The sequence below is a fragment of the Keratinibaculum paraultunense genome (assembly GCF_016767175.1).
In the GTDB taxonomy this organism is placed as follows: Bacteria; Bacillota; Clostridia; order Tissierellales; family Tepidimicrobiaceae; genus Keratinibaculum; species Keratinibaculum paraultunense.
On record NZ_CP068564.1, the window covers coordinates 563742 to 586707 of the forward strand.

At 30.9% G+C, this 22966-nt stretch carries 20 protein-coding genes and 2 riboswitches; all 20 genes read left to right on the top strand.

The window, feature by feature from the left end; genetic code table 11:
* Positions 1–2 precede the first annotated feature (2 nt).
* Complete coding sequence (gene queG, locus JL105_RS02630) at positions 3–1127, top strand: tRNA epoxyqueuosine(34) reductase QueG (protein ID WP_132026405.1); 1125 nt, start codon at positions 3–5, stop codon at positions 1125–1127.
* Between the two features lie 63 nt (positions 1128–1190).
* Positions 1191–2381: a glycine C-acetyltransferase gene (locus JL105_RS02635; RefSeq protein WP_132026407.1), complete on the top strand. Its 1191-nt coding sequence runs from the start codon at positions 1191–1193 to the stop codon at positions 2379–2381.
* 83 nt (positions 2382–2464) lie between these two features.
* Positions 2465–2746 (top strand): DUF503 domain-containing protein, encoded by a 282-nt coding sequence (locus tag JL105_RS02640; RefSeq protein WP_132026409.1) that lies wholly within the window; start codon positions 2465–2467, stop codon positions 2744–2746.
* 11 nt (positions 2747–2757) lie between these two features.
* Positions 2758–3423, top strand: a complete 666-nt coding sequence (gene nth / locus JL105_RS02645; protein WP_132026411.1) for an endonuclease III — start codon at positions 2758–2760, stop codon at positions 3421–3423.
* A 2-nt stretch (positions 3424–3425) separates the two neighbouring features.
* Complete coding sequence (locus tag JL105_RS02650) at positions 3426–5372, top strand: cell division protein FtsA (RefSeq protein ID WP_237722293.1); 1947 nt, start codon at positions 3426–3428, stop codon at positions 5370–5372.
* 69 nt (positions 5373–5441) lie between these two features.
* Entirely contained in the window at positions 5442–6821 is a 1380-nt protein-coding gene (locus tag JL105_RS02655) for a VanW family protein (protein WP_132026415.1), read from the top strand.
* 383 nt (positions 6822–7204) lie between these two features.
* Positions 7205–7383: riboswitch (cobalamin riboswitch) on the top strand.
* Between the two features lie 111 nt (positions 7384–7494).
* The gene (locus JL105_RS02660) at positions 7495–8463 is read left to right on the top strand and encodes an ABC transporter substrate-binding protein (RefSeq protein WP_202690592.1); all 969 of its coding nucleotides are present in this window, start codon (positions 7495–7497) and stop codon (positions 8461–8463) included.
* A 13-nt stretch (positions 8464–8476) separates the two neighbouring features.
* Positions 8477–9526 (top strand): FecCD family ABC transporter permease, encoded by a 1050-nt coding sequence (locus JL105_RS02665; RefSeq protein ID WP_132026417.1) that lies wholly within the window; start codon positions 8477–8479, stop codon positions 9524–9526.
* A gap of 12 nt (positions 9527–9538) precedes the next feature.
* A complete protein-coding gene (locus JL105_RS02670; protein WP_202690593.1) occupies positions 9539–10312 on the top strand; it encodes an ABC transporter ATP-binding protein in 774 nt (257 codons plus the stop codon).
* Between the two features lie 95 nt (positions 10313–10407).
* On the top strand, positions 10408–11235 hold the full coding sequence (locus JL105_RS02675; RefSeq protein ID WP_132026419.1) for a Cof-type HAD-IIB family hydrolase: 828 nt from the start codon (positions 10408–10410) through the stop codon (positions 11233–11235).
* Positions 11236–11250: 15 nt separating this feature from the next.
* Positions 11251–11718, top strand: a complete 468-nt coding sequence (locus JL105_RS02680) for a tRNA (cytidine(34)-2'-O)-methyltransferase (RefSeq protein WP_132026421.1) — start codon at positions 11251–11253, stop codon at positions 11716–11718.
* A 120-nt stretch (positions 11719–11838) separates the two neighbouring features.
* Positions 11839–13446, top strand: a complete 1608-nt coding sequence (locus JL105_RS02685) for a Na/Pi cotransporter family protein (RefSeq protein WP_132026423.1) — start codon at positions 11839–11841, stop codon at positions 13444–13446.
* Between the two features lie 122 nt (positions 13447–13568).
* Positions 13569–13677, top strand: a riboswitch (glycine riboswitch).
* A 482-nt stretch (positions 13678–14159) separates the two neighbouring features.
* Entirely contained in the window at positions 14160–15116 is a 957-nt protein-coding gene (trxB, locus tag JL105_RS02690) for a thioredoxin-disulfide reductase (RefSeq protein WP_132026425.1), read from the top strand.
* A 39-nt stretch (positions 15117–15155) separates the two neighbouring features.
* Positions 15156–15476, top strand: coding sequence for a thioredoxin TrxA (trxA, locus tag JL105_RS02695; RefSeq protein WP_132026427.1), 321 nt, complete (start codon positions 15156–15158; stop codon positions 15474–15476).
* A gap of 64 nt (positions 15477–15540) precedes the next feature.
* On the top strand, positions 15541–16827 hold the full coding sequence (locus JL105_RS02700; protein WP_132026429.1) for a glycine/sarcosine/betaine reductase component B subunit: 1287 nt from the start codon (positions 15541–15543) through the stop codon (positions 16825–16827).
* A 59-nt stretch (positions 16828–16886) separates the two neighbouring features.
* Positions 16887–17366 carry a glycine/sarcosine/betaine reductase complex selenoprotein A gene (gene grdA, locus JL105_RS02710; RefSeq protein WP_132026431.1) on the top strand — a complete coding sequence of 160 codons (480 nt, stop codon included), beginning with the start codon at positions 16887–16889 and terminating at the stop codon, positions 17364–17366.
* 31 nt (positions 17367–17397) lie between these two features.
* Positions 17398–18708, top strand: coding sequence for a glycine reductase complex selenoprotein B (gene grdB, locus JL105_RS02715; RefSeq protein WP_132026433.1), 1311 nt, complete (start codon positions 17398–17400; stop codon positions 18706–18708).
* Positions 18709–18789: 81 nt separating this feature from the next.
* Positions 18790–20334: a glycine/sarcosine/betaine reductase complex component C subunit beta gene (grdC, locus tag JL105_RS02725; RefSeq protein WP_132026435.1), complete on the top strand. Its 1545-nt coding sequence runs from the start codon at positions 18790–18792 to the stop codon at positions 20332–20334.
* A 13-nt stretch (positions 20335–20347) separates the two neighbouring features.
* Complete coding sequence (gene grdD, locus JL105_RS02730; RefSeq protein ID WP_132026437.1) at positions 20348–21529, top strand: glycine/sarcosine/betaine reductase complex component C subunit alpha; 1182 nt, start codon at positions 20348–20350, stop codon at positions 21527–21529.
* 313 nt (positions 21530–21842) lie between these two features.
* Positions 21843–22877, top strand: coding sequence for a BMP family lipoprotein (locus JL105_RS02735; RefSeq protein WP_132026439.1), 1035 nt, complete (start codon positions 21843–21845; stop codon positions 22875–22877).
* The last annotated feature ends 89 nt before the right edge of the window (positions 22878–22966 follow it).

Here is a 22966-nt window from a genome sequence, read left to right on the forward strand (position 1 = left end):
TTATGAATTTAAAACAATTTATAATAGATAAGGCAAAAGAATTGAATATAGACCTTATTGGTTTTACTGATTGTGAGCCTTTAGATGATCTAAAAGATTATTTAATTATGAGGAAATTGAAAAACATGGAGATAGAATTTGAGGAAAAAGATATAGAAAAGAGGATTAATCCTAAATTAATTTTGCCTAGTTGTAAAACTATAATAGTAATAGCCATGTCCTATAATAATGATTTTAATTATGTTTCAGAGTATGAATTAAAAGGGAAAGTATCAAGGTCTTCTTGGGGATTGGATTACCACGTAGTATTAGAGGATAGGTTGGAAAAACTTATTATGGAAATTAAAAAAAATAAGGAATTTAATTATAAATATTATGTAGATACAGGACCATTAATAGAGAGAGAGTTAGCTAGAAAGGCTGGTATAGGTTATTATGGGAAAAACTGTTCCATAATTAATGATGAATATGGTTCTTTTATATTTATAGGTTATATACTTACGGACATTGATATACCTATAAATAGTCCTATTTTAGGGAGTAAATGTGGAGATTGTAATTTATGTATTAAAGCATGTCCCACAGGAGCGTTGGAAAGACCATTTCGATTTAATCCTAAAAAATGTATATCTTATTTAACTCAGACTAAAATGGATATACCTTATGAATTAAGAGAAAAAATGGGTACTAGTATATATGGGTGTGATATTTGTCAATTAGCTTGTCCTAAAAATAAAGGAGTTAAAAAACCCAATCACAAAGAATTTTTGCCTAATAAAGGCTATATAGATATAAAAGAATTGCTTTCCATGTCCAATAGGGAATTTAAAAAGGAATATGGTTCTATGGCAGGAGCTTGGAGAGGGAAAAATATTTTAAAAAGGAATGCTATTATTGCTTTAGGAAATATTAAAAATAAGAATACTTTAGATTTATTAATACCTCTATTAGAGGATGCTAGTCCTATGATTAGAGAATATGTTGCTTGGGCTATATTAAATATAGATTTTGAATTTGGTAGAGAATTAGTAGAGAAACAGCTTAAAAAAGAGGAAAATCAATTGATGAAGAGGAAGATGGAAAATATATTGAATTATTATTTGACGAGGATAGACAATAATTATTAAATTTGTGTTATACTATAGTTATAAAAGTAAAGTTTAAATTTCTATTATATAGGAGGGAGATTTATGAGCAATATTCATGAATTAGATTTTTTAAAAGAAAAGATTGAAGATCTTAAAAAAGAAGGTGTATATAGGAAACTACCAGTACTAGAAGGTGGAAATGATGCAGAGGTAATATTAAATGGTAAAAAAGTAATCAACTTATCATCTAATAATTATCTTGGGTTTGCTAATCATCCTAGATTAAAAAAAGGTGCAATAGAAGCAGTAGAAAAATATGGAGCTGGTGCAGGGGCTGTAAGAACTATAGTTGGGAATATGTCCATTCACGAAGAATTAGAAAAATTATTAGCTGAATTTAAAAGAGAAGAAGCAGTATTTATTTATCAATCAGGATTTAATTGTAATATAGGAACTATACAAGCTATAACAGAAAAAGGTGATTTAATAATTTCTGATGAATTAAATCATGCTTCCATAATTGACGGAACAAGGCTTAGTAAAGCGGATAAAGCTATATTTAGACATTCCGATATGGATCATTTAGAACAAATACTTAAAGAAAATAGAGACAAATATAATAATGTATTGATTATCACAGATGGAGTATTTAGCATGGATGGTGACATTGCTAAATTACCAGAAATAGTGGAATTAGCTGAAAAATATGAAGCATTAACATATGTAGACGATGCTCATGGTTCAGGAGTATTAGGAGAAAGTGGTAGAGGAACAGTAGATCATTTTGGATTACACGGAAGAGTTGACTTTTCTATAGGCACTTTGTCTAAAGCTATAGGAGTAGTAGGAGGCTATGTTGCAGGTTCCAAGGTTATGTACGAATGGTTAAGTCATAGAGCTAGACCAGTATTATTTAGTACAACTTTACCTCCAGCAGCAGCGGGAGCTATAATAGAGGCTATAAAAATGCTTATGGAAACCACAGAATATACTGATAGATTGTGGGACAATGCAAATTACTTTAAAGAGAAATTAGGAAAATTAGGATTTAACACAGGTAATAGTGAAACTCCAATTACTCCAGTTATAATTGGCGATGAAGCAAAGACTATGGAATTTAGTAGAAAATTATTAGAAAAAGGTGTATTTGTATCAGGAATAGTATTCCCAACAGTACCTCGAGGAACAGGAAGAGTAAGATGTATGGTAACTGCTGCTCATACTAAAGAACAGTTAGATAGAGCAGTTGACATATTTGAACAAGTTGGTAAAGAAATGAATATTTTAAAATAAAAGGGGCTCTAACCCCTTTTTTTATTTGACAAAATAGTCTAAAATGATAGTATGAGTTTAATATATTATTGAGGTGATTTTATATGATAGTTGGTGTTTGTGCTTTAAAGTTAAAATTATATAGTTCAAATTCTTTAAAAGAGAAGAGACACATAACTAAGAGTATTATAGGAAGAATCCAGTCTCGTTTTAATGTATCTATTGCAGAAATTGGATTGAATGATAATTGGCAAACCTCAATAATTGGTTTTAGTTGTGTTACCAATGATACTAAACATGCTAACCAAATTATATCTAATGTAATAAAATTTATAGATGGAGATAGTAGAGTAGAAATAATTGATTATGATATTGAAATTATGTAGGTGATATTTGTATGAAGAATATGTTAACTAAAGAGGAAATTAAAGAAGTGATAAATAAGTTAATAGATTTATATCCAGATGCCAAGTCTGAGTTAAATTATTCTAATCCTTTTGAATTGCTGATAGCAACTATACTTTCTGCTCAATGCACTGATATTCAAGTAAATAAAGTCACAAAAGAATTATTTAAGGAATACAAAACACCACAGGATTTTTTGACACTTACAGAGGAAGAATTAGCAGAAAAAATTAAATCTTGTGGTTTTTATAGGAATAAAAGCAAACATATTTTAGCTACATGTAATCTGTTATTAGAAAATTTTAATGGGAAAGTACCTAATACACTGGAAGAACTTATAACTCTACCCGGTGTTGGTAGAAAGACTGCTAATGTGGTTTTAAGTAATGCTTTTGGGATTCCAGCTATAGCTGTAGATACCCATGTATTTAGAGTATCAAATAGAATAGGATTAGCAGATAGTTTAAATGTATTAGATACTGAAAAGGATTTGATGAATAATATAGATAAAGGTATGTGGTCTAAAGTTCATCATCTATTGATATTTCATGGAAGGAGAATTTGTAAAGCACAAAATCCTATGTGTGATAAATGTCCTTTAATAGATTATTGTTTGTATTTCAAACAAAAAATCAATAAAGATGGAGAGGATTGTTAATTATGAAAAACACATTTGATGATTTAGTTTTTTCTTTAGACATTGGAACTAGAACTATCATTGGGATAGTTGCTCAACATACAGAAGATGAAAAGATTAATATACTAGGTTATTCAATAAAAGAACACGATAGGCGCAATATGTACGATGGACAGATCCACGATATTGAGGGAGTTACTAAAATAGTAGAGGAGATAGTAGAAGAGCTAGAAGGGAAATTAAATGTTAAATTGAAAAAGGTTTCTATTGCTGCAGCTGGCAGATCTTTAAAAACCTGTAAGGTAAGAGTGGATAAAAAAATAGATGAGACTTTAGAAATAACAAAAAACATGGTGGATGCTTTAGAATTAGAAGCAGTACAAAAAGCTCAAAACATAGTAAATGAAGAACAAAACAATAACAAGTTGAAGTATTATAGCATAGATTATAGTGTTATAAATTATTATTTAGATGATAATGTTATGACTAAATTAGATGGACACAGAGGAGAAAAAATTGGGGTAGAATTATTAGCTACTTTTTTGCCACAAATGGTAATAGAAAGTTTATATACAGTTATTTCAAGAGCGGGACTTGAGGTGGGAACCATAACTTTAGAACCTATAGCAGCAATAAATGTAGCAATAAAAGAAGATTTAAGATTACTAAATTTAGCTCTAGTGGATATTGGTGCTGGTACTTCAGATATAGCTATAACAAAGGATGGAAATATCATAGCTTATGCTATGACATCTAAAGCAGGGGATGAAATAACAGAGATTTTATCTAAAAAATATCTGTTGGATTTTACATCTAGCGAAAAATTAAAAACACAACTTAATTCAAAGGATAAACATAATTTTAATAATATAGTGGGTATGAAGTATGAGCTTACTACTGAGGAGATTGTTAATGACATATATGATATTATAGATGAAATTTCAAGAGAAATTGCAGAAAAAATACTGGAATTTAATGGTAAAGCACCTAGTGCTGTTTTTTTAATTGGAGGAAGCAGCCAAATGCCAGGACTTAAGGAATGTTTAGCAAAAAATTTAGGTCTTCCAAAGGAAAGGGTATCTATTAGGGATATTAGTTTTATTGAAAATATTGAAGGAATGGATAATAATATTAATGGACCAGATATGATAACTCCTATAGGAATAGCTATAGAAAGTTTGAATAAGAAATATAATAATTTAATTGAAATAAAATTTAATGGTAAAGAAATTCGATTATTTAATGTAGATAAAGTTAAAGTATCAGATATATTGGTACTTACAGGATATAATCCAAGGGATTTATTACCTAAACTCGGAGAAGATTTTATATATTTTGTAAATGGAGATAAAAAAACCTTGACTGGGGGAATAGGAAAACCAGCTGAAATATATATAAATAATAAAATAGGGAATTTAAATACTTCATTACAAAATGGAGATGTAGTAGAGATAAAAAAAGGAACTAAGGGTGAAAAAATGATTCCTTATTTGTATGATTGTATACCTAGGGAAAAAATTATATTCATTAATGAAAAACCTTTTAATTTGATTAAATATGTTAAAGTAAATGGAATAAAAATAGAAGGAAATCCTAAACTTAAAGAAGGAGATAAGATTGAAATAATTGAAATAAATACTGTGGAGGAATTATTGGAATATTTAAATGAGGATGTATCTATAGAACGTATATTATTAAATGGGAAAAAGATTAAAGGAAATGAAAAATTAGAGGTTAATGATCAATTATTATTTTTACCTACTAATAATATACATTTAATAATAAACGGAAAAGAAATTACTATTAAACATGAGAAAAAAGAGTTTTTATTTGTGGATATATTTAATTACATAGATTTTGATTTAACTAAGCCTAAAGGAAAACTAGTACTTAAATTAAATGGTGAAGATGCAGAATATATGGCTCCTTTAAAAGATGGAGATACAATTCAAATATTTTGGAATAAATAGCATTATTGAAATTTATTTTACATATTATTTAAATACACATTTTAAGTTTGTTAAATTTGGAGGCTAGAAATGGAAAGAACAAAAAAGAGAAGTCTAAATCTATTAATTCTATTAATTAGTATAACCGCTATTATTCTAGGATTAGGTGCTTATGGATATTATAAAGTATTAAGTACAAATCAAATATATGAGGGTGTTAGTGTTGACGAATTTGATTTAAGTTTTAAAACTAAAGAAGAAGCTTTAAATTTTATAAGAAGCAGTAAAGAAAAAGAATTAGATGAAAAAAACATGGTATTGAGTTATGAGGATAAAGTATATGATATAAATATAAGGGAATTTGATTTCAAATATAATTATGATGATGCAGTAAATAAAGCATATTCTATAGGAAGAAAAGGTAATATAATAAATAGAATAACGGATATAATAGATACTAAAAAAAATGGAGTAAATATAAGTTTAAATTCTAGCTATGATAAGAATAAAATTAATGAATTTGCAGGAAGGATTGCCCAGGAAATAGATTTGGAGATGAAAGAAGCTGAATTTCATTTTAATAATGGAAATATAACTATTACAGATGAAGTCATAGGGAAAAAAGTAAAACAAGAAGAATTAATTCAATTAATTGAAAATAATATATATGATTTAAATCCTATTGAGATACCAGTTGAAATTATAAAACCAACTAGAACCAGAGAATTGTTAAGTAGGATCAATGGTGTGATTGCAGAGTATTTTACATCTTTCAAAGGAAGTAAAAAGGAGAGAATTGAGAATATTAAAATATCAGCTCAGGCTCTCAGCAAAAAAATCATAATGCCAGGAGAAATATTTTCTTTTAATGAAGTTGTTGGACCTAGAAAGAAAGAATTTGGATACAAGGAAGCAAATATAATTAAAAAAGGGGAATTTATTCCTGATGTAGGTGGTGGAGTTTGTCAAACATCAACCACATTGTATAATGCACTTTTGTTAGCAGATGTAGAAATTATAGAAAGATCACCTCATTCTGTACCAGTAAAATATGTTAATCTTGGACAGGATGCAGCAGTATCTTATGGTTTTTTGGATTTGAAATTTAGAAATAATTTTGATTTTCCTCTTTTTATCCATTCTAGAATTATGGGAGATAGGCTTCATATATATATATACGGGGATAAAGCTTCTAAGAATTACAGTATAAAAATAGAACCAAAGGTAGTGGAAACTATAGAGCCAAAAGAGGAGATAGTAGAAGATAGTGCATTAGAGCCGGGAACCAAAGAATTAGTTCAAGAAGGAAGAAAGGGCTATAAGGTTCATACTTATAAACATATAATAAAAAATGGTAAAATTGTAGAAACTAAACTTATTTCTCGAGATTTTTATAAACCAAGGAATTATATATATAAGACAGGGAGAGGGAGTCACGAACAAGAAATTACTATTGATGAAAAAGAATAAAAATGTTATGTATTAGAAAGGTAAAGCCAGAGAGAATAAGATATCGTATTTAGTAATAATTTAGCCCTTGAAGGTAAGGTGATACCATCGCTTTCCAAAAGAAAGAACAAAAACAAAAAAAGAAGATGGACATCGAGACCTAGACGCAAATTGGGGTAAAAAAGAGTATAAAGGTGTTCGAGAAGATGGGATAGCAAACTAACTATTTATAGAAGCAAACAAAGAAAATTTATTATCTAAAAGATGAACTTATCTAAGAAATTTTTCAGAGGTCTGTGTCACATATGTTTGATATCTCTAGACAAAGCAAAAAACTCAAAAAGATAAACTATTGAAAAAAAATAGATAATATGATACTATTCTTTGATGACAACTAAATAATTTAAATAGATAGAAGTATAGGCATCCTTTGATAGGATAAAGGGAAAGTGGTGCAAATCCACTGCAGCCCCCGCTACTGTAAATGGGTACGAAACCAACTATATGCCACTGGGAAACTGGGAAGGCGTTGGGAGTAGGATGAACCATGAGCCAGGATACCTGCCTGTATTAAAGCAACGCCTCGGAGGGAGGGATAAACAAGTCTAGGATTCCCTATCCTTTTGTATTGAAAGGCTAGGGATTTTTTAATTTTTTAACTTTATTTAATAAATTACAAAAGGAGGAGATATGAATGAACAATATGAGAAAAAATAAATTTGTTGTATTGTTGCTGATATCTTTACTAATTATGACTTTATTTGTAGGTTGTACTTCTAATAATCAGTCTAATGTTAAAGAACCAAAAGAAAATAGTAATGAAGTGTCAAAATCAGCTGTAGAATATCCTTTAGAAATAGAGGATCAATTTGGTAATAAATTAGTATTTGAAAAGGCACCAGAGAAAATAGTATCTTTGGCACCAAGTCATACGGAGATATTATTTAGTCTAGGTTTAGGAGATAATCTAGTAGGAGTAACATCTTTCTGTGATTATCCAGAAGAGGCAAAAACTAAAGAGCAAGTAGGAAGTTTTAAAGAAATAAATATAGAAAGAATTATTGAATTAGAACCTGATATGGTATTTCAATATGGTCCAGGAGATGAAAGTATAAATAATAATTTGAAAGAGGCAGGAATAAAAGTTATATCTTATGAGCCAGAAACTATAGATGAAGTTATAAATTTGATAAAGACTGTGGGTATGATAACTAACAAAACTGAAGAAGCTGAAAAAGTAACTAAAGAAATGATAGACAAAAAAAATTCGATTGTAGAAAAAACTAAGGATGTAGAAAAAGTGAAAGTGTTTTATGAAATTTGGCATGATCCATTAACTGCAGCAGGACCAGGTTCTTTCATGGATGAATTAATAACCTTGGCTGGAGGAGATAATATAGCAAAGGATGCAGATAGTCCCTATCCTCAATTTGATGTAGAAAAATTAATTGAAAGAGATCCGGAAGTATATTTAGCAGCTGCTGATATGGAGGAAAGAAGTCCTGAATCCATTAAACAAAGACCAGGATATGAAAGCATTACTGCTATAAAAAATGATAAGATTTATTCATTAGAACCTAATATAGTATCGCGCCCAGGACCTAGAATAGTGGAGGCTTTGGAACTAGTAGCTAAGGCTATTCATCCTGAATTATTTAAATAAAGCAGGGATATGTATGATAAATGATAGGGATAAGTTTTCCCATAGAAGTATAATATTTTTACTTTTATTGATCCTTATATTTTCTGTAGGGTTATTTGCTACTATTGGAACGGCTGATGTTAGTGTATTAGATACATTTAGGATAATTGGTTCTAAATTGCCAATATTAAATAGGCATATAGAAACATCCCATATATTAGATTCTTATAAAACCATTATTTGGTCTATACGTTTGCCCAGGGTGTTATTGGGAGTTTTGGTTGGTGCCAGCTTGTCTACAGCTGGTGCTGCCTTTCAAGGTATGCTTAGAAATCCTATGGCAGATCCTTATGTATTAGGAATATCTTCTGGTGCAGCATTAGGTGCTAGTATATCTATTGTATTTAATTTAGATATAAGTATATTAGGATTTTCAACTATCTCATTATTTGCTTTTATAGGAGGATTAGTATCTGTATTTGTAGTATATAATATGGCTAGGATAAAGCGAAAAGTCCCTGTAACGACACTTCTGTTATCAGGAGTGGCTGTAGGACAGTTTTTAACTGCAATTATGTCTTTTTTGATGGTTATATATAGCAAGGATATGAATAAGATAATATATTGGACATTAGGTAGTTTGTCAGGTAAAGGATGGGAACCAGTTATAAAGCTTTTTATACCTATAACATTATCTATAATAGTTATGAATTTTTTTGCTAGGGATTTAAACATAATGTTGACAGGAGAAGAATCTGCTCATAGTTTAGGGGTAGAAGTAGAGAAAACCAAGACATGTATATTAATTTTAGGTACATTTATGACCTCAATGGTTGTATCTATAAGTGGCATGATAGGTTTTGTAGGTCTTATTATACCTCATATAGTCAGGATAATAGTTGGGCCAGATCACAGGATACTACTACCTTCTTCTGCACTTATGGGTGGGATATTTATGATATTTACTGATACCATAGCAAGAACTATTGTTTCTCCTATGGAAATACCTGTTGGGATCATAACTGCGTTGTTTGGAGGTCCTTTTTTCATATATTTATTGCGTAAAAGTAAGAAATCCATATAGTAGGTGATAAGAATGTATGCTGTAGAGGTAAAAAATTTAAGTTTTGGATATGGAAAAGAAAACATACTTGATAATATAAGTTTTAGGATAAAACAAGGTGAATTTATAAGTATTATTGGACCTAATGGTTCAGGCAAATCTACCCTTTTAAAATTGTTAAATAATATTTATAAGCCTAAATCAGGTACTATTTTAGTACAAGGAAGGAATATTAAAGATTATAATGGAAAGGAATTAGCTAGAAGTATAGCTTTGGTATCTCAGAACACGGTGATAGATTATGGATTTACTGTTGAAGATATAGTATTAATGGGGAGATATCCTTATATTGGTAGATTTGAGAAGGAAAAAGAAGAAGATTACCAGATAGTGGATGAAGCTTTAAAGCTAACTAATACCTATAATTTAAAGAAAAGAAGAATAAATGAAATAAGTGGTGGAGAATGTCAAAGAGTAATTATTGCCAAAGCCCTAGCTCAGAATCCAGATATCATATTATTAGATGAACCTACTAGCCATTTAGATATCAATCATCAAATGGAGATATTAAAGCTTTTAGAAGAATTAAATAAAAAACAAGGAACTACAATAGTATTAGTCATTCATGATATAAATTTAGCCGCCAGATATTCTGATAGGATATTATTATTAAATGAGGGACGTATATTAGCAGTAGGTGAACCCAGTATAGTTATCAATGAACCTAATATTGAAAGAGCATATAATTTAGAAGTAGCAATAGAAAGAAATCCAATCACAAATAGTATTTGTGTAATTCCTTTATAAACTTCATTTTGTGTCAACACAAAATGAAGTTTTTTATTGACTATTTTAATTTTTATGATATGCTATTTTTGGTAAACTTAAGAGGAGGATTGCTGATGAAATATAAACTAATAGCTATAGATATGGATGGCACACTATTAAATAGTCAAAATAAAATATCTAAAAGAAATATAGAAACTTTGTATAAAGTTATAGAGAAAGAGATGTATGTGGCACTATCTACAGGGAGAATTCTTAAATCTGCCCTATATTACTCTAGATCTTTGCAGTTAAGTAGTTCCATAGTTGCATGTAATGGAGCGGTAGTATCTCTTAATGGTGAAAGAGATATATTATACGAGAATGCCCTAGATATAGAAATAGCAGAAAATTTAATTAGACTAGCAGAAAAGAATCATATATATTATCATTTTTATGATATGGATACGTTCTATAGTAGAATATTAGATGAAGATGTGGTAAAAAATTATAGAGTTAATAAAAATAGTTTAAACGAGCAACAAATAAAGTTTAAAGTATTGAATGATCCTTTGAAGTTTTTAAATGACCAAGTACCTAAGATATATAAATTTGTATTTATAGAAGAAGACAAAGATAAATTAGTGAATTTTAGAGAATCATTAAAACAAATAGAAGGAATTGATATATCCAGTTCTTGGTATAATAATGTAGAAGCTATGAGCAAAGGAGTGTCTAAAGGAGAAGGATTAAAACGGTTATGTAAGAGATTAAATATAGAGACATCACAAGTAATAGCTATAGGGGATAACGAAAATGATATATCTATGTTTCAAGTAGCTGGTTTAGCTATTGCCATGGAAAATGGCGATGATATTGCTAAAGAGCATTCACACGTTATTACTGATACTAATGATGAGGATGGAGTATCAAAAGCAATAGAAAAGTATGCATTAAATGTATAGAAAGAAGGGAGTTTCATGGGGTTAAATATTGTACTAGTAGAACCAGAAATACCTCAAAATACTGGGAATATAGCTAGAACTTGTGCATTGACTAACACTAATCTTCATTTGGTAAGACCTTTAGGTTTTTCTGTTGAGGATAAGTATTTAAAAAGAGCAGGATTGGATTATTGGCACTTGGTAAAAATATATTATTATGACAGTTTTAATGAAGTGAAAGAAAAACATTTTAATAATAAATTTTATTTTGCGACTACAAAAGGTAAAAAATTATATACTGAAGTAAATTATACGGAAAATTGTTTTATAGTATTTGGTAAGGAAACTAAAGGCTTGCCAGATGAAATATTATATTCTAATTGGGATAGAACTATAAAGATTCCTATGAAAAAAGGTATAAAAAGATCACTAAATTTAGCTAATTCAGTTAATATAATACTATTTGAGGCACTAAGACAGTTGAATTTTCCTTATTTAGAATAAATTTTGTAAAATATTTGATAATTAAGCTTTTGAAATTATATTAATGTTAGATGTACTAATAGATATACTATAAATTTTATACCCAAAAAAGTTATAGTATAGGGGATTAGGAGGATAAAAATGGATATAGCATTACCTGTTTTAGGCGGTTTAGGACTTTTTCTGTATGGCATGAATTTAATGGGTATGGGTTTACAAAAAGCTGCAGGGGAAAAGTTGAAGACATTAATAGAAATACTAACGAATAATAGAATAATGGGAGTAATTGTAGGTGCTTTGGTTACCATGGTGATACAAAGTAGTAGTGCTACAACGGTTATGGTAATAGGTTTCGTAAATGCTGGACTTATGAATTTGACACAGGCTGTTGGAGTTATAATGGGTGCTAACTTAGGAACCACTATAACAGCCCAATTAATAGCATTTAATTTAACTGATTTTGCTCCACTAGCAGTTGCTGTTGGAGTAGGTATTTGGATTGCCACATCAAAAAAACGATCGAAAAATTTAGCTGAGATTCTTATTGGATTTGGTATACTGTTTATTGGCATGAATATGATGAGTAGTGGGTTAAAGCCATTGGCAAGCAGTCCTGTGTTTAAAAAAATTATGATTAGTTTAACTGATCCTTTTTTAGGTATATTAGTTGGTTTAGGTTTGACTACTATAGTTCAAAGTAGTAGTGCTTCTATTGGATTATTACAAGCCTTAGCTTCTCAAGGATTAGTGGGATTAAATATTGCATTTCCAATATTATTTGGGGATAATATTGGAACAACGACTACAGCTCTAATATCCAGTATAGGTACCAATAAAACAGCAAAAAGGGCAGCAGTTATACATTTTTTATTTAATTTAATAGGTACTATTATTTTTATGACTATACTTAGAAACCCTGTGGAAGCAATTGTTTTAAAATTATCACCTAATGATGTACAGAGGCAAATTGCTAATGCTCACACGTTGTTTAATTTAATAAATGTAGTAGTTCAATTACCTTTTGCAGGATTGTTGGTAAAAGCGGCAAACAAATTAGTTCCTGGAGAAGATGAAGAAGTTGAAGTTGGAGTAAAATATTTGGATCCTAGAATTATAGAAACTCCTTCTATTGCTCTAGGTCAAGTGATAAAAGAAGTATTGAGAATGGGTAAGATAGTAGAAGAAAATTTAGCATTGGCTGCAATGTCTTTTAAAAACAAGGATGAAAAAATGACAAGAGAAGTATTTTCGCAAGAAAAAGTTATTAATAGATTAGAAAAAGATATAGTTGAATATTTAGTAGAATTATCCAATGCACCTTTAACAGATGAACAGCATGTTCAAGTGAATGTACTTATGAATGTAGTAAATGATATTGAAAGGGTAGGAGATCATGCAGACAATATAGCTGAATTGTCTCAATTAGCTATTGATGAGAGATTACATTTTAGTGATGAAGCTATGGATGAATTTGATAAAATAGCCAATAAAAGTCAAGAAGTATTTCATAAAGCTTTGGAATCATTAGAAAATACAGACTTTGATAAAGCTAGAGAGGTATTAAGGTTGGAAGAGGAAATAGATGCTTTAGAAAAAGAATATAGAACAAATCATATTGATAGATTAAATAAATTGTTGTGTCAACCAAGTTCTGGAGTAGTCTTTTTGGATTTATTAAGTAATTTTGAGAGAATTTCTGACCATTCTTCAAATATATCTCTTTATGTGTTAGATTTACTAAAAGAATAATAAATTAAGAAAATAAAAAACCTATAAAAAGTCTTGCTATAATTAAATTTATATATTATAATGTACTTGAGGTGTGAAAAACATGTCAATGTTTTAAAAAAATTAATATTATTTCATTTCGGATGACAAATACGGGAGAGACCATTTACATACATGGCGCCGAAGGAATAAGCTGTATAATATCTGCCGATATACAGCGATGATCTCAGGCAAAAGGACCGTATTTTGACGAAACTCTGAAAAGCTTTAAGCACCGAAGGAGCAATCCATTCAATTTAGATGGGGAAACTCTCAGGTTTTAAAACAGAGTAAGAAGGCACTTATGTGCTTCTTCTATTCTGTTTTTTATTATGTTTAAAAACTTAAATAATGAACAAATTAAACTTATTAGTTTTTAAATTAATGTTTATGGGTATCATATACTATGTCAATGATTAATAAAATATAAATTTGCATATTTTATTATAATAAGGTAAAGTATTATCAGTATTATTATGATAGAGTAAGTTTTAGAACAGTAGTCATAATATCTTGTCTAGAATAGAAGAAAATAATACATAATTGCATTCAAGAGGAAGGCTTATCGTTAAAAAAATGGATTCAAATTATTTAATTATTTAAAAATTTAAAATATTACAAGCGTATTATGTTACAATTAAAATTAAGTATCAACATTATAAATATTGTAAAATATATCTAAAGGAGTGAAAAACATGTCAGAAATTTATGATGTTATCATTGTAGGGCAAGGACCTGCGGGGTTAGCAGCAGGAATATATGCATCAAGAGATAGGCGTAAAACGTTAATGCTTGAAAAAGAAAAACCAGGTGGACAAATTGTAACAACAGCAGAGGTAGCTAATTATCCAGGTTCTATAGAAAATGCTACAGGACCAAGCTTAATAGCAAGAATGGTGGATCAAGCAAAGAGTTTTGGAGCTGAAGGGAAAATAGACCCTATTGTAGATGTAGAATTAGAAGGTGAAATAAAAGTATTAAAGGGAGAAAAAGATGAATATAAAGCAAAATCTATAGTTATTGCTACAGGTGCTAATCCAAGACAAATAGGTTGTCCAGGAGAAAAAGAATTAACAGGCAGGGGAGTTTCTTACTGTGCTACATGTGATGCTGCTTTCTTTGAGGACATGGAGGTTTATGTAGTAGGTGGAGGAGATACTGCAGTAGAAGAAGCTATATATTTGACTAAATTTGCTAGAAAGGTTACTATTATTCATAGAAGAGATGAATTAAGAGCTGCAAAGTCTATTCAAGAAAAAGCATTTAATAATGAAAAAATACATTTTATGTGGGACTCAGTAGTAGAAGAGATAAAAGGTGATGGAATAGTTGAGTCAATGGTAGTTAAAAATGTTAAAACAGGTGAGTTAACAGAAATAGTTGCCGATGAAGAAGATGGAACCTTTGGGATATTCGTGTTTATAGGGTTTATACCAGCTACTAAATTATTTGAAGGAAAAGTTGAAATGAAAGATGGATATATTGTAACAGATGAAGATATGAGAACTAATATCCCTGGAGTATTTGCTGCAGGAGATTGTAGAGTTAAATCTTTAAGGCAAGTTGTAACAGCTACTGCTGATGGAGCTATTGCAGCAGTTCAGGCTGGAAAATATATTGATGCTCTAGAAGGGACAGAATATGGAAAATAAATAAATAAATAAATAAAAAATATTTTAGGAGGGATAATTATGATAGAGTTAACAAAGGAAAATTTTGAAGAAGAAGTTTTAAAGGCAGAAGGACCAGTATTAGTAGATTATTGGGGACCAACTTGTGAACCATGTAAGGCATTGATGCCTCATGTGGAAAAGTTAGCAGAAAAATATGGAGACAAGGTGAAATTTTGTTCATTAGACATTACTAAGGCAAGAAGATTGGCAATAAAGCAAAAAGTAATGGGATTACCAGCTATTGTTATTTATAAAGATGGAGAAGAAGTAGAAAGATTAGCAGAATCTGAAGCTACACCAGCAGCTGTAGAAGAAATGGTTAAGAAGTATGCAAATTAGTTTTTAATTCTGGGCTTTGCCCAGAATTAAAATAGATGTTTTTAGAACTAGAGGAGGTGAATTTATGCGTCTTGAATTAGGCCATGTGCTTATAAAAGATGTTCAATTTGGTAATGAAACTAAAGTTGACAATGGGGTGCTTTATGTAAATAAAGAAGAATTGATAGCCTTAATAAAGGAAGATGAGCACCTTAAAGAAGTAGACGTAGAAATTGCAAAACCTGGTGAGAGTGTAAGAATTACTCCTGTTAAGGATGTAATTGAGCCAAGAGTTAAGGTTGAAGGACCAGGAGGTATTTTCCCAGGAGTATTATCTAAAGTTGATACTGTTGGTAGTGGGAAAACCAATGTATTAAAAGGATGTGCAGTTGTTACTACAGGTAAAATTGTAGGTTTCCAGGAAGGCATTATAGATATGACAGGACCTGGAGCAGAATATACTCCATTCTCAAAATTAAACAATATAGTTTTAATATGCGAACCACAGGACAATTTGAAGCAACATGATCATGAGAAAGCTGTTAGATTTGCAGGACTTAAAGCAGCAGCTTACCTAGCAGAAGTTGCAAAGGAATTAACTCCTGATAAAGTAGAAGTATATGAAACTAAAACATTATTTGAAGGAGCAAAAGAGTATCCAGAGCTTCCAAGAGTAGCTTATGTTCAAATGCTTCAATCACAAGGTTTGCTTCATGATACCTATGTATATGGAGTAGATGCAAAACAAATAGTTCCAACTATATTGTATCCAACAGAAATAATGGATGGAGCTATTATAAGTGGAAATTGTGTATCTGCTTGTGATAAGAATACCACTTATCATCATCTAAACAATCCAGTTATAGAAGATCTATATAAAAAACATGGAAAAGAATTAAACTTTGTTGGGGTTATTATAACTAATGAAAATGTATATTTAGCAGACAAGGAAAGGTCTTCTAATTGGACAGCTAAACTAGCAGAATATCTAGATTTAGATGGAGTAATAATTTCACAAGAAGGGTTTGGTAATCCAGATACCGACCTTATAATGAACTGTAAGAAAATTGAACAAAAAGGCATAAAAACTGTTATTATAACTGATGAGTATGCAGGACGAGATGGTGCTAGTCAATCATTAGCTGATGCTGATCCTCTTGCAGATGCAGTGGTAACAGCAGGAAATGCTAATGAAATTGTTGAATTACCACCAATGGATAAAGTAATTGGACATATAGAGTTTGTAAATGTTATAGCAGGAGGCTTTGATGGAAGTTTGAAGGAAGATGGTTCCATAACAGTAGAACTTCAAGCTATAACAGGTGCGACTAATGAATTAGGATTTAATAAGATGTCTGCGAAAGGATATTAATATTTACATTTAGTAGAAATAAAAATAATTAAGAAAAACATAAGAAAGGATGTGTGGATATGTCAATATTTGATGAGAATAAAAAAGTTATAATTATTGGCGATAGAGATGGTATACCAGGACCAGCTATTGAAGAATGTGTAAAAACTACTGATGCAGAAGTAGTATTTTCATCAACTGAATGTTTCGTCTGAACTGCTGCAGGCGCTATGGACCTAGAGAACCAAAGAAGGGTTAAAGAATTAACAGAAAAATATGGTGCTGAAAATGTAATCGTTATAATAGGTGGAGCTGAACCTGAAGCAGCAGGATTAGCAGCTGAAACGGTTACAGCCGGAGACCCAACTTTTGCAGGTCCATTAGCAGGAGTCCAGTTAGGACTTAGAGTTTATCATGCAGTAGAACCAGAATTTAAAGAATCTGTAGATCCAGAAGTTTATGATGAACAAATAGGTATGATGGAAATGGTTTTAGATGTTGATGAAATTATAAACGAAGTAAAGAGTATAAGAGAAGAATATTGTAAATTTAAAGATTAATTCCCTAGAAAAAAAGAGAGGGGGGAATCTAATGGGGAAAATTAAAGTAGTCCATTATATTAACCAGTTTTTTGCCGGAATAGGTGGAGAAGAAAAAGCAGATTATAAACCAGAAATTAGAGAAGGCGTTGTTGGACCAGGAATGGCTTTAAATAAAGAATTTAATGGTGAAGCAGAAATAGTTGCTACCATTATATGTGGTGATAGCTATTTTAATGAGAATGTAGAAGAGGCAAAAGCTGAAATTTTAAAAATGGTAAAAGAACAGGATCCAGATTTATTTATAGCAGGACCAGCGTTTAATGCAGGTAGATATGGTGTTGCATGTGGAACAATTGCAGACGCAGTCCAAACTGAATTAGGTATTCCAGCTATAACTGGAATGTATGAAGAAAATCCTGGAGCAGATATGTACAAAAAAAGTGTATATATAGTATCTACTAAGAATTCTGCTGCAGGTATGAGAGATGCAGTTAAGAAAATGGCACCTTTAGCACTAAAAATTGCAAAAGGCGAAGAAATAGGATCCCCAGAGGAAGAAGGGTACATTCCAAGAGGAATTAGGAAAAATTACTTTACTGATAAAAGAGGTTCTGAAAGAGCAGTAGAAATGTTGCTTAAAAAATTAAAAGGTGAAGATTTTGTAACTGAATTTCCAATGCCAGATTTTGATAGAGTAGATCCACAACCAGCGATAAAGGATCTTTCAAAGGCTACAATAGCTTTAGTAACTTCTGGTGGAATTGTGCCTAAAGGAAATCCAGATCATATTGAATCTTCATCAGCATCTAAATATGGGAAATATGATATAGAAGGTTTTGATGATTTGACAAGTGAAGATCATGAAACTGCTCATGGCGGATATGATCCAGTATATGCTAACGAAGATCCTGATAGAGTATTGCCAGTTGATGTGTTAAGAGAAATGGAAAAAGAAGGTAAAATCGGCAAACTTCACAGATATTTTTACACTACTGTAGGTAATGGAACATCAGTTGCTAATGCTAAAAAATTTGCAGAAGAAATTGGTAAAGAATTAGTGGCTGATGGTGTAGATGCAGTTATATTAACTTCAACCTGAGGTACTTGTACACGTTGCGGTGCAACGATGGTAAAAGAAATTGAAAGAGCAGGAATTCCTGTAGTTCACATGTGTACAGTAGTACCAATTTCACTTACAGTAGGTGCAAATAGAATAGTGCCAACAATTGCTATTCCTCATCCATTAGGAAATCCAAACCTAGATCCTGAAGAGGAAAAAGCTTTAAGAAGAAAGTTAGTTGAAAAAGCATTAGTTGCTTTAACAACTGATGTAGAAGAACAAACTGTATTTGAAGATTAATTTTAAAACTTTAAATGGGTGATTTTTATCACCCATTTAAAGATTATAAAAATATTACATAAAATTCATGGAGGTGGAATTATGAGTTATCCTGTAGTAAAAGGTGCTAGTTATATATTAGTGCATGCTAAAGATATGGTTATCAATAATGGAACTACTCAAACGACTGAAAGAATATTAAATCCAGATTCTGAGTATTTAAAAAAGTTACCAAACCATTTACGTGACTTTGAAGAAGTTATAAATTATATGCCTAATCAAGTTTATATAGGTAATATGACACCAGAAGAATTAGGAGAACATCCACAACCTTGGTATAATAAACCATTAGAAGATGCGTCTAGATTTGGAAAATATGGAGAGATTATGCCAGAGGATGAGTTTATTGGATTGATGAAAATAGTAGATACTTTTGATTTAGTTAAATTGACCAAAGAATTTACAGAAAAAGTTAAGGCTAAGTTAGAATCTCATCCTATAATGAAAGATAGAGATGATTTAATATCTAGACTTAAAACTGGAGAAGATTTAACAGATATTGAAAAGTTAGTAAAAGAACAAGGGGCAGAAGGCATATATTTTGATGGAGAAATGGTTGGCTGTGTAAAAAGAGCACATGATGTAGATGAAAATTTAAAAGCTCATGTATTATTTGAAAACATTGCATGTAAGGCATCAGGTGTTTTAGCTGGTTTGAATCTAATAGCTAAAAACAATATAAATCCTGACGATGTAGAATATATAATAGAATGTTCAGAAGAAGCATGTGGAGATATGAACCAAAGAGGGGGAGGTAATTTTGCCAAATCAATTGCTGAAATGGTTGGATTTAAAAATACCACAGGTTCAGATACAAGAGGTTTTTGTGCAGCTCCAACTCATGCTTTAATTATAGCTTCTTCATTAGTGCAGGCAGGAACATTTAAAAATGTGGTAGTTATTTCTGGTGGTTCAACAGCAAAGTTAGGCATGAATGGGAAAAACCATGTAGAAAATGACATGCCAATATTAGAAGATGTAATTGGAGGATTTGCAGTACTAGTAAGTGAGAATGATGGTGTAAATCCAGTATTGAGGACTGATTTAGTTGGAAGGCATACAGTTGGGACTGGTTCATCACCACAAGCTGTAATGACTTCTTTAGTTACTGCTCCTTTAGAAAAAGGTAATTTAAAAATTACTGATGTTGATAAATATTCAGTAGAAATGCAAAATCCTGATATTACAAAACCAGCGGGCGCAGGAGATGTGCCAAATGCAAATTATAAGATGATAGGTGCTTTAGGAGTAATGAGAAAAGATCTAGAAAGGTCTCAAATGCTAGATTTCATTAAAAAACATGGAATGGTAGGTTGGGCACCAACACAAGGGCATATTCCATCTGGAGTACCTTATCTAGGATTTGCTAGAGAAGACATATTAGAAGGTAGAATAAACAATGCAATGATAATAGGCAAAGGAAGTTTATTCTTAGGAAGAATGACTAATTTATTTGATGGTGTTTCCATTATAGTGGAGAAAAACTCAGGAAAAACAGAAGAAGAGAAAGTTATATCAGAAGAAGAAATTAAAGCACTTATAGCTGAAGCCATGAGAGATTTTGCATCTCATCTACTTCAGGATTAGAGGTGATATAAAAATGGTAGAAAATAATGTTAAAAAGATGATTGGAAAGGTTTTTAATAATATAGCAGATGCTATAGAAACGGGTCAATTTGGTGAAAGAATAAGAGTGGGTTTAACTACTTTAGGATCAGAACATGGAGTAGAAAATTTAGTAAAAGGTGCAGAACTTGCTCAAAAGAGGGATCCTTCTATTGAAGTAGTATTAATTGGACCTAAATATGATACAGAACTAACACAAGTAATAGTTGAAACAGAAGAAGATGGGCACAAAAAAATGGAAGAATTATTAGATAGTGGAGAAATAGATGCTTGTGTTACAATGCATTATAGTTTCCCTATTGGGGTTTCCACAGTAGGAAGAGTTATAACACCAGGAAAAGGTAAGGAAATGATAATTGCCACAACAACTGGTACTTCATCTCCTCATAGAGTTGAAGCTATGGTTATAAACGGTATAAGTGGAATAATAACTGCAAAAGCTATTGGGATAGAAAATCCTACAGTAGGAATATTAAATGTAGACGGAGCTAGACAGGTTGAACGAGTGTTTAATGAGTTGAATGATAATGGTTATGAAATTAATTTTGCTGAGTCTGTTAGAGCAGATGGTGGAAGCATTATGAGAGGAAATGACCTGTTAGCAGGAGTACCAGATGTGATGGTTACAGATACATTAACAGGAAATATATTAATTAAGGTATTTTCTTCATATACTACTGGAGGAAGTTATGAGTCGTTGGGATATGCTTATGGACCAGGAATTGGTGAAGATTATAATAGATTGATTTTAATATTATCTAGAGCTTCTGGAACTCCTGTAGTTGCTAACGCAATTAGCTATGGTGCAGATTTAGTTAGAGGCAATGTTAAGGCTATAGCCAAATCGGAATTTGAAAAAGCAAATAAAGCTGGTATTAAGGAGATATTAAAAGGACTTACAAAGGATACAAAAAAATCAGAAGAAGATGAAGAAGTGGAAGCTCCACCAGCTGAAACAGTTACTGGTACAATTTCGGGTATAGATATAATGGAATTAGAAGATGCTGTTAAAACATTGTGGAAAGAAGGCATTTATGCTGAATCAGGAATGGGATGTACTGGTCCTATTGTGATGGTTAATGAAGAAAAGCTAGATAAAGCTATAGAAATATTATCTAAAGCAGGATATGTATCTAAAGGTTCTGATCCTTGTTAAAATACTCCAATACTCCAAGAGTTATTGGAGTATTTTTTATTTATATGCTTTATTTTGATTTACCATATAGAAAATTATTTAATATTTTACTGTTCTTAAAATGTGCTTAAATGAGTTAAAAATAAATAATTCAAGTTTTTAATTATAAAAATAATATGATATAATATAAATTAGTTCAGTACTAAAAAATAAAGGTATTTTACAAATAAAGGTGGTAATTATTATTAATTAAAGTAGTGTGTGATTACCCAAATAAGTTATAGTTTTAATAGTAACCTACTAATAATACTATATGAGAAAGGGGAGTTTTAAAATGAAGAAAAAGTTGTTAGTTTTTTTATTGATTGGAGTATTAGTTTTTAGCATGGCTGGATGTGGAAATAATGCTGAAAAGCCAAAATCAGATATTAAAGTTGCTATGGTAACAGATGAAGGAGGAGTTCATGACCAATCTTTTAACCAGTCAGCATGGGAAGGTTTAAAAAAAGCAGAAAAGGATTTTGGTATAAAAGTATCTTATGTAGAATCACAACAAGATGCTGATTTTGCACCTAACTTTGAAACTTTATTGGATGCAGGTAATGATTTAATATGGGGTATAGGCTATAAACTAAGTGATGCATTACTTGATGCAGCAACCAATAATCCAGACCAATTATATGCAATTGTTGACTTTTCTTATGGTGATAAAACACCTGATAATGTAGTAGGAGTTGTATTTAAAGCTGAGCAATCATCTTTCTTAGTAGGATATATTGCAGGTAAAATGACTGAAACTAATAAAGTTGGATTTGTTGGAGGTACTGCAGGAGATGTTATATGGGGATTTGACTATGGATTCCAAGCAGGAGTTCAATATGCTGCTAAAGAATTAGGAAAAGAAATAGAAATACTTAATCAATATGCTGAATCCTTCTCAGACGTATCTAAGGGTAAAGCAATTGCTACTCAAATGTATCAACAAGGAGCAGATATTATATTCCATGCTTCAGGAGATACAGGAAATGGAGTTATAGAAGCTGCAAAAGAGCAAGATAAATGGGCAATTGGTGTAGATAGAGACCAAAACTACTTAGCACCAGATAATGTACTTACATCAGCTATGAAACGTGTTGATGTTGGAGTTTATAATGTAGTGAAGGATTTAGTAGAAGACAATTTCCCGGGAGGTCAAACTGTAGTATATGGTTTAGAAGAAGGAGCAGTAGGTATTGCACCAACTTCTGATAAGCATGTACCAAAGGAAATACTTGAAGAAGTGAAAGAATTAGAAAAGAAGATAATAGATGGGGAAATAGAAGTACCTTATAATGAAGAAACTTTTAAAGAATTTATGAAAACATTATAATAAAATAAGAAATTGCAGCTCAGACCTATGCCTGAGCTGCAAAAATATTAGATAGGAGGGGTCCTATTGAGTATTGATTTTAATACTAA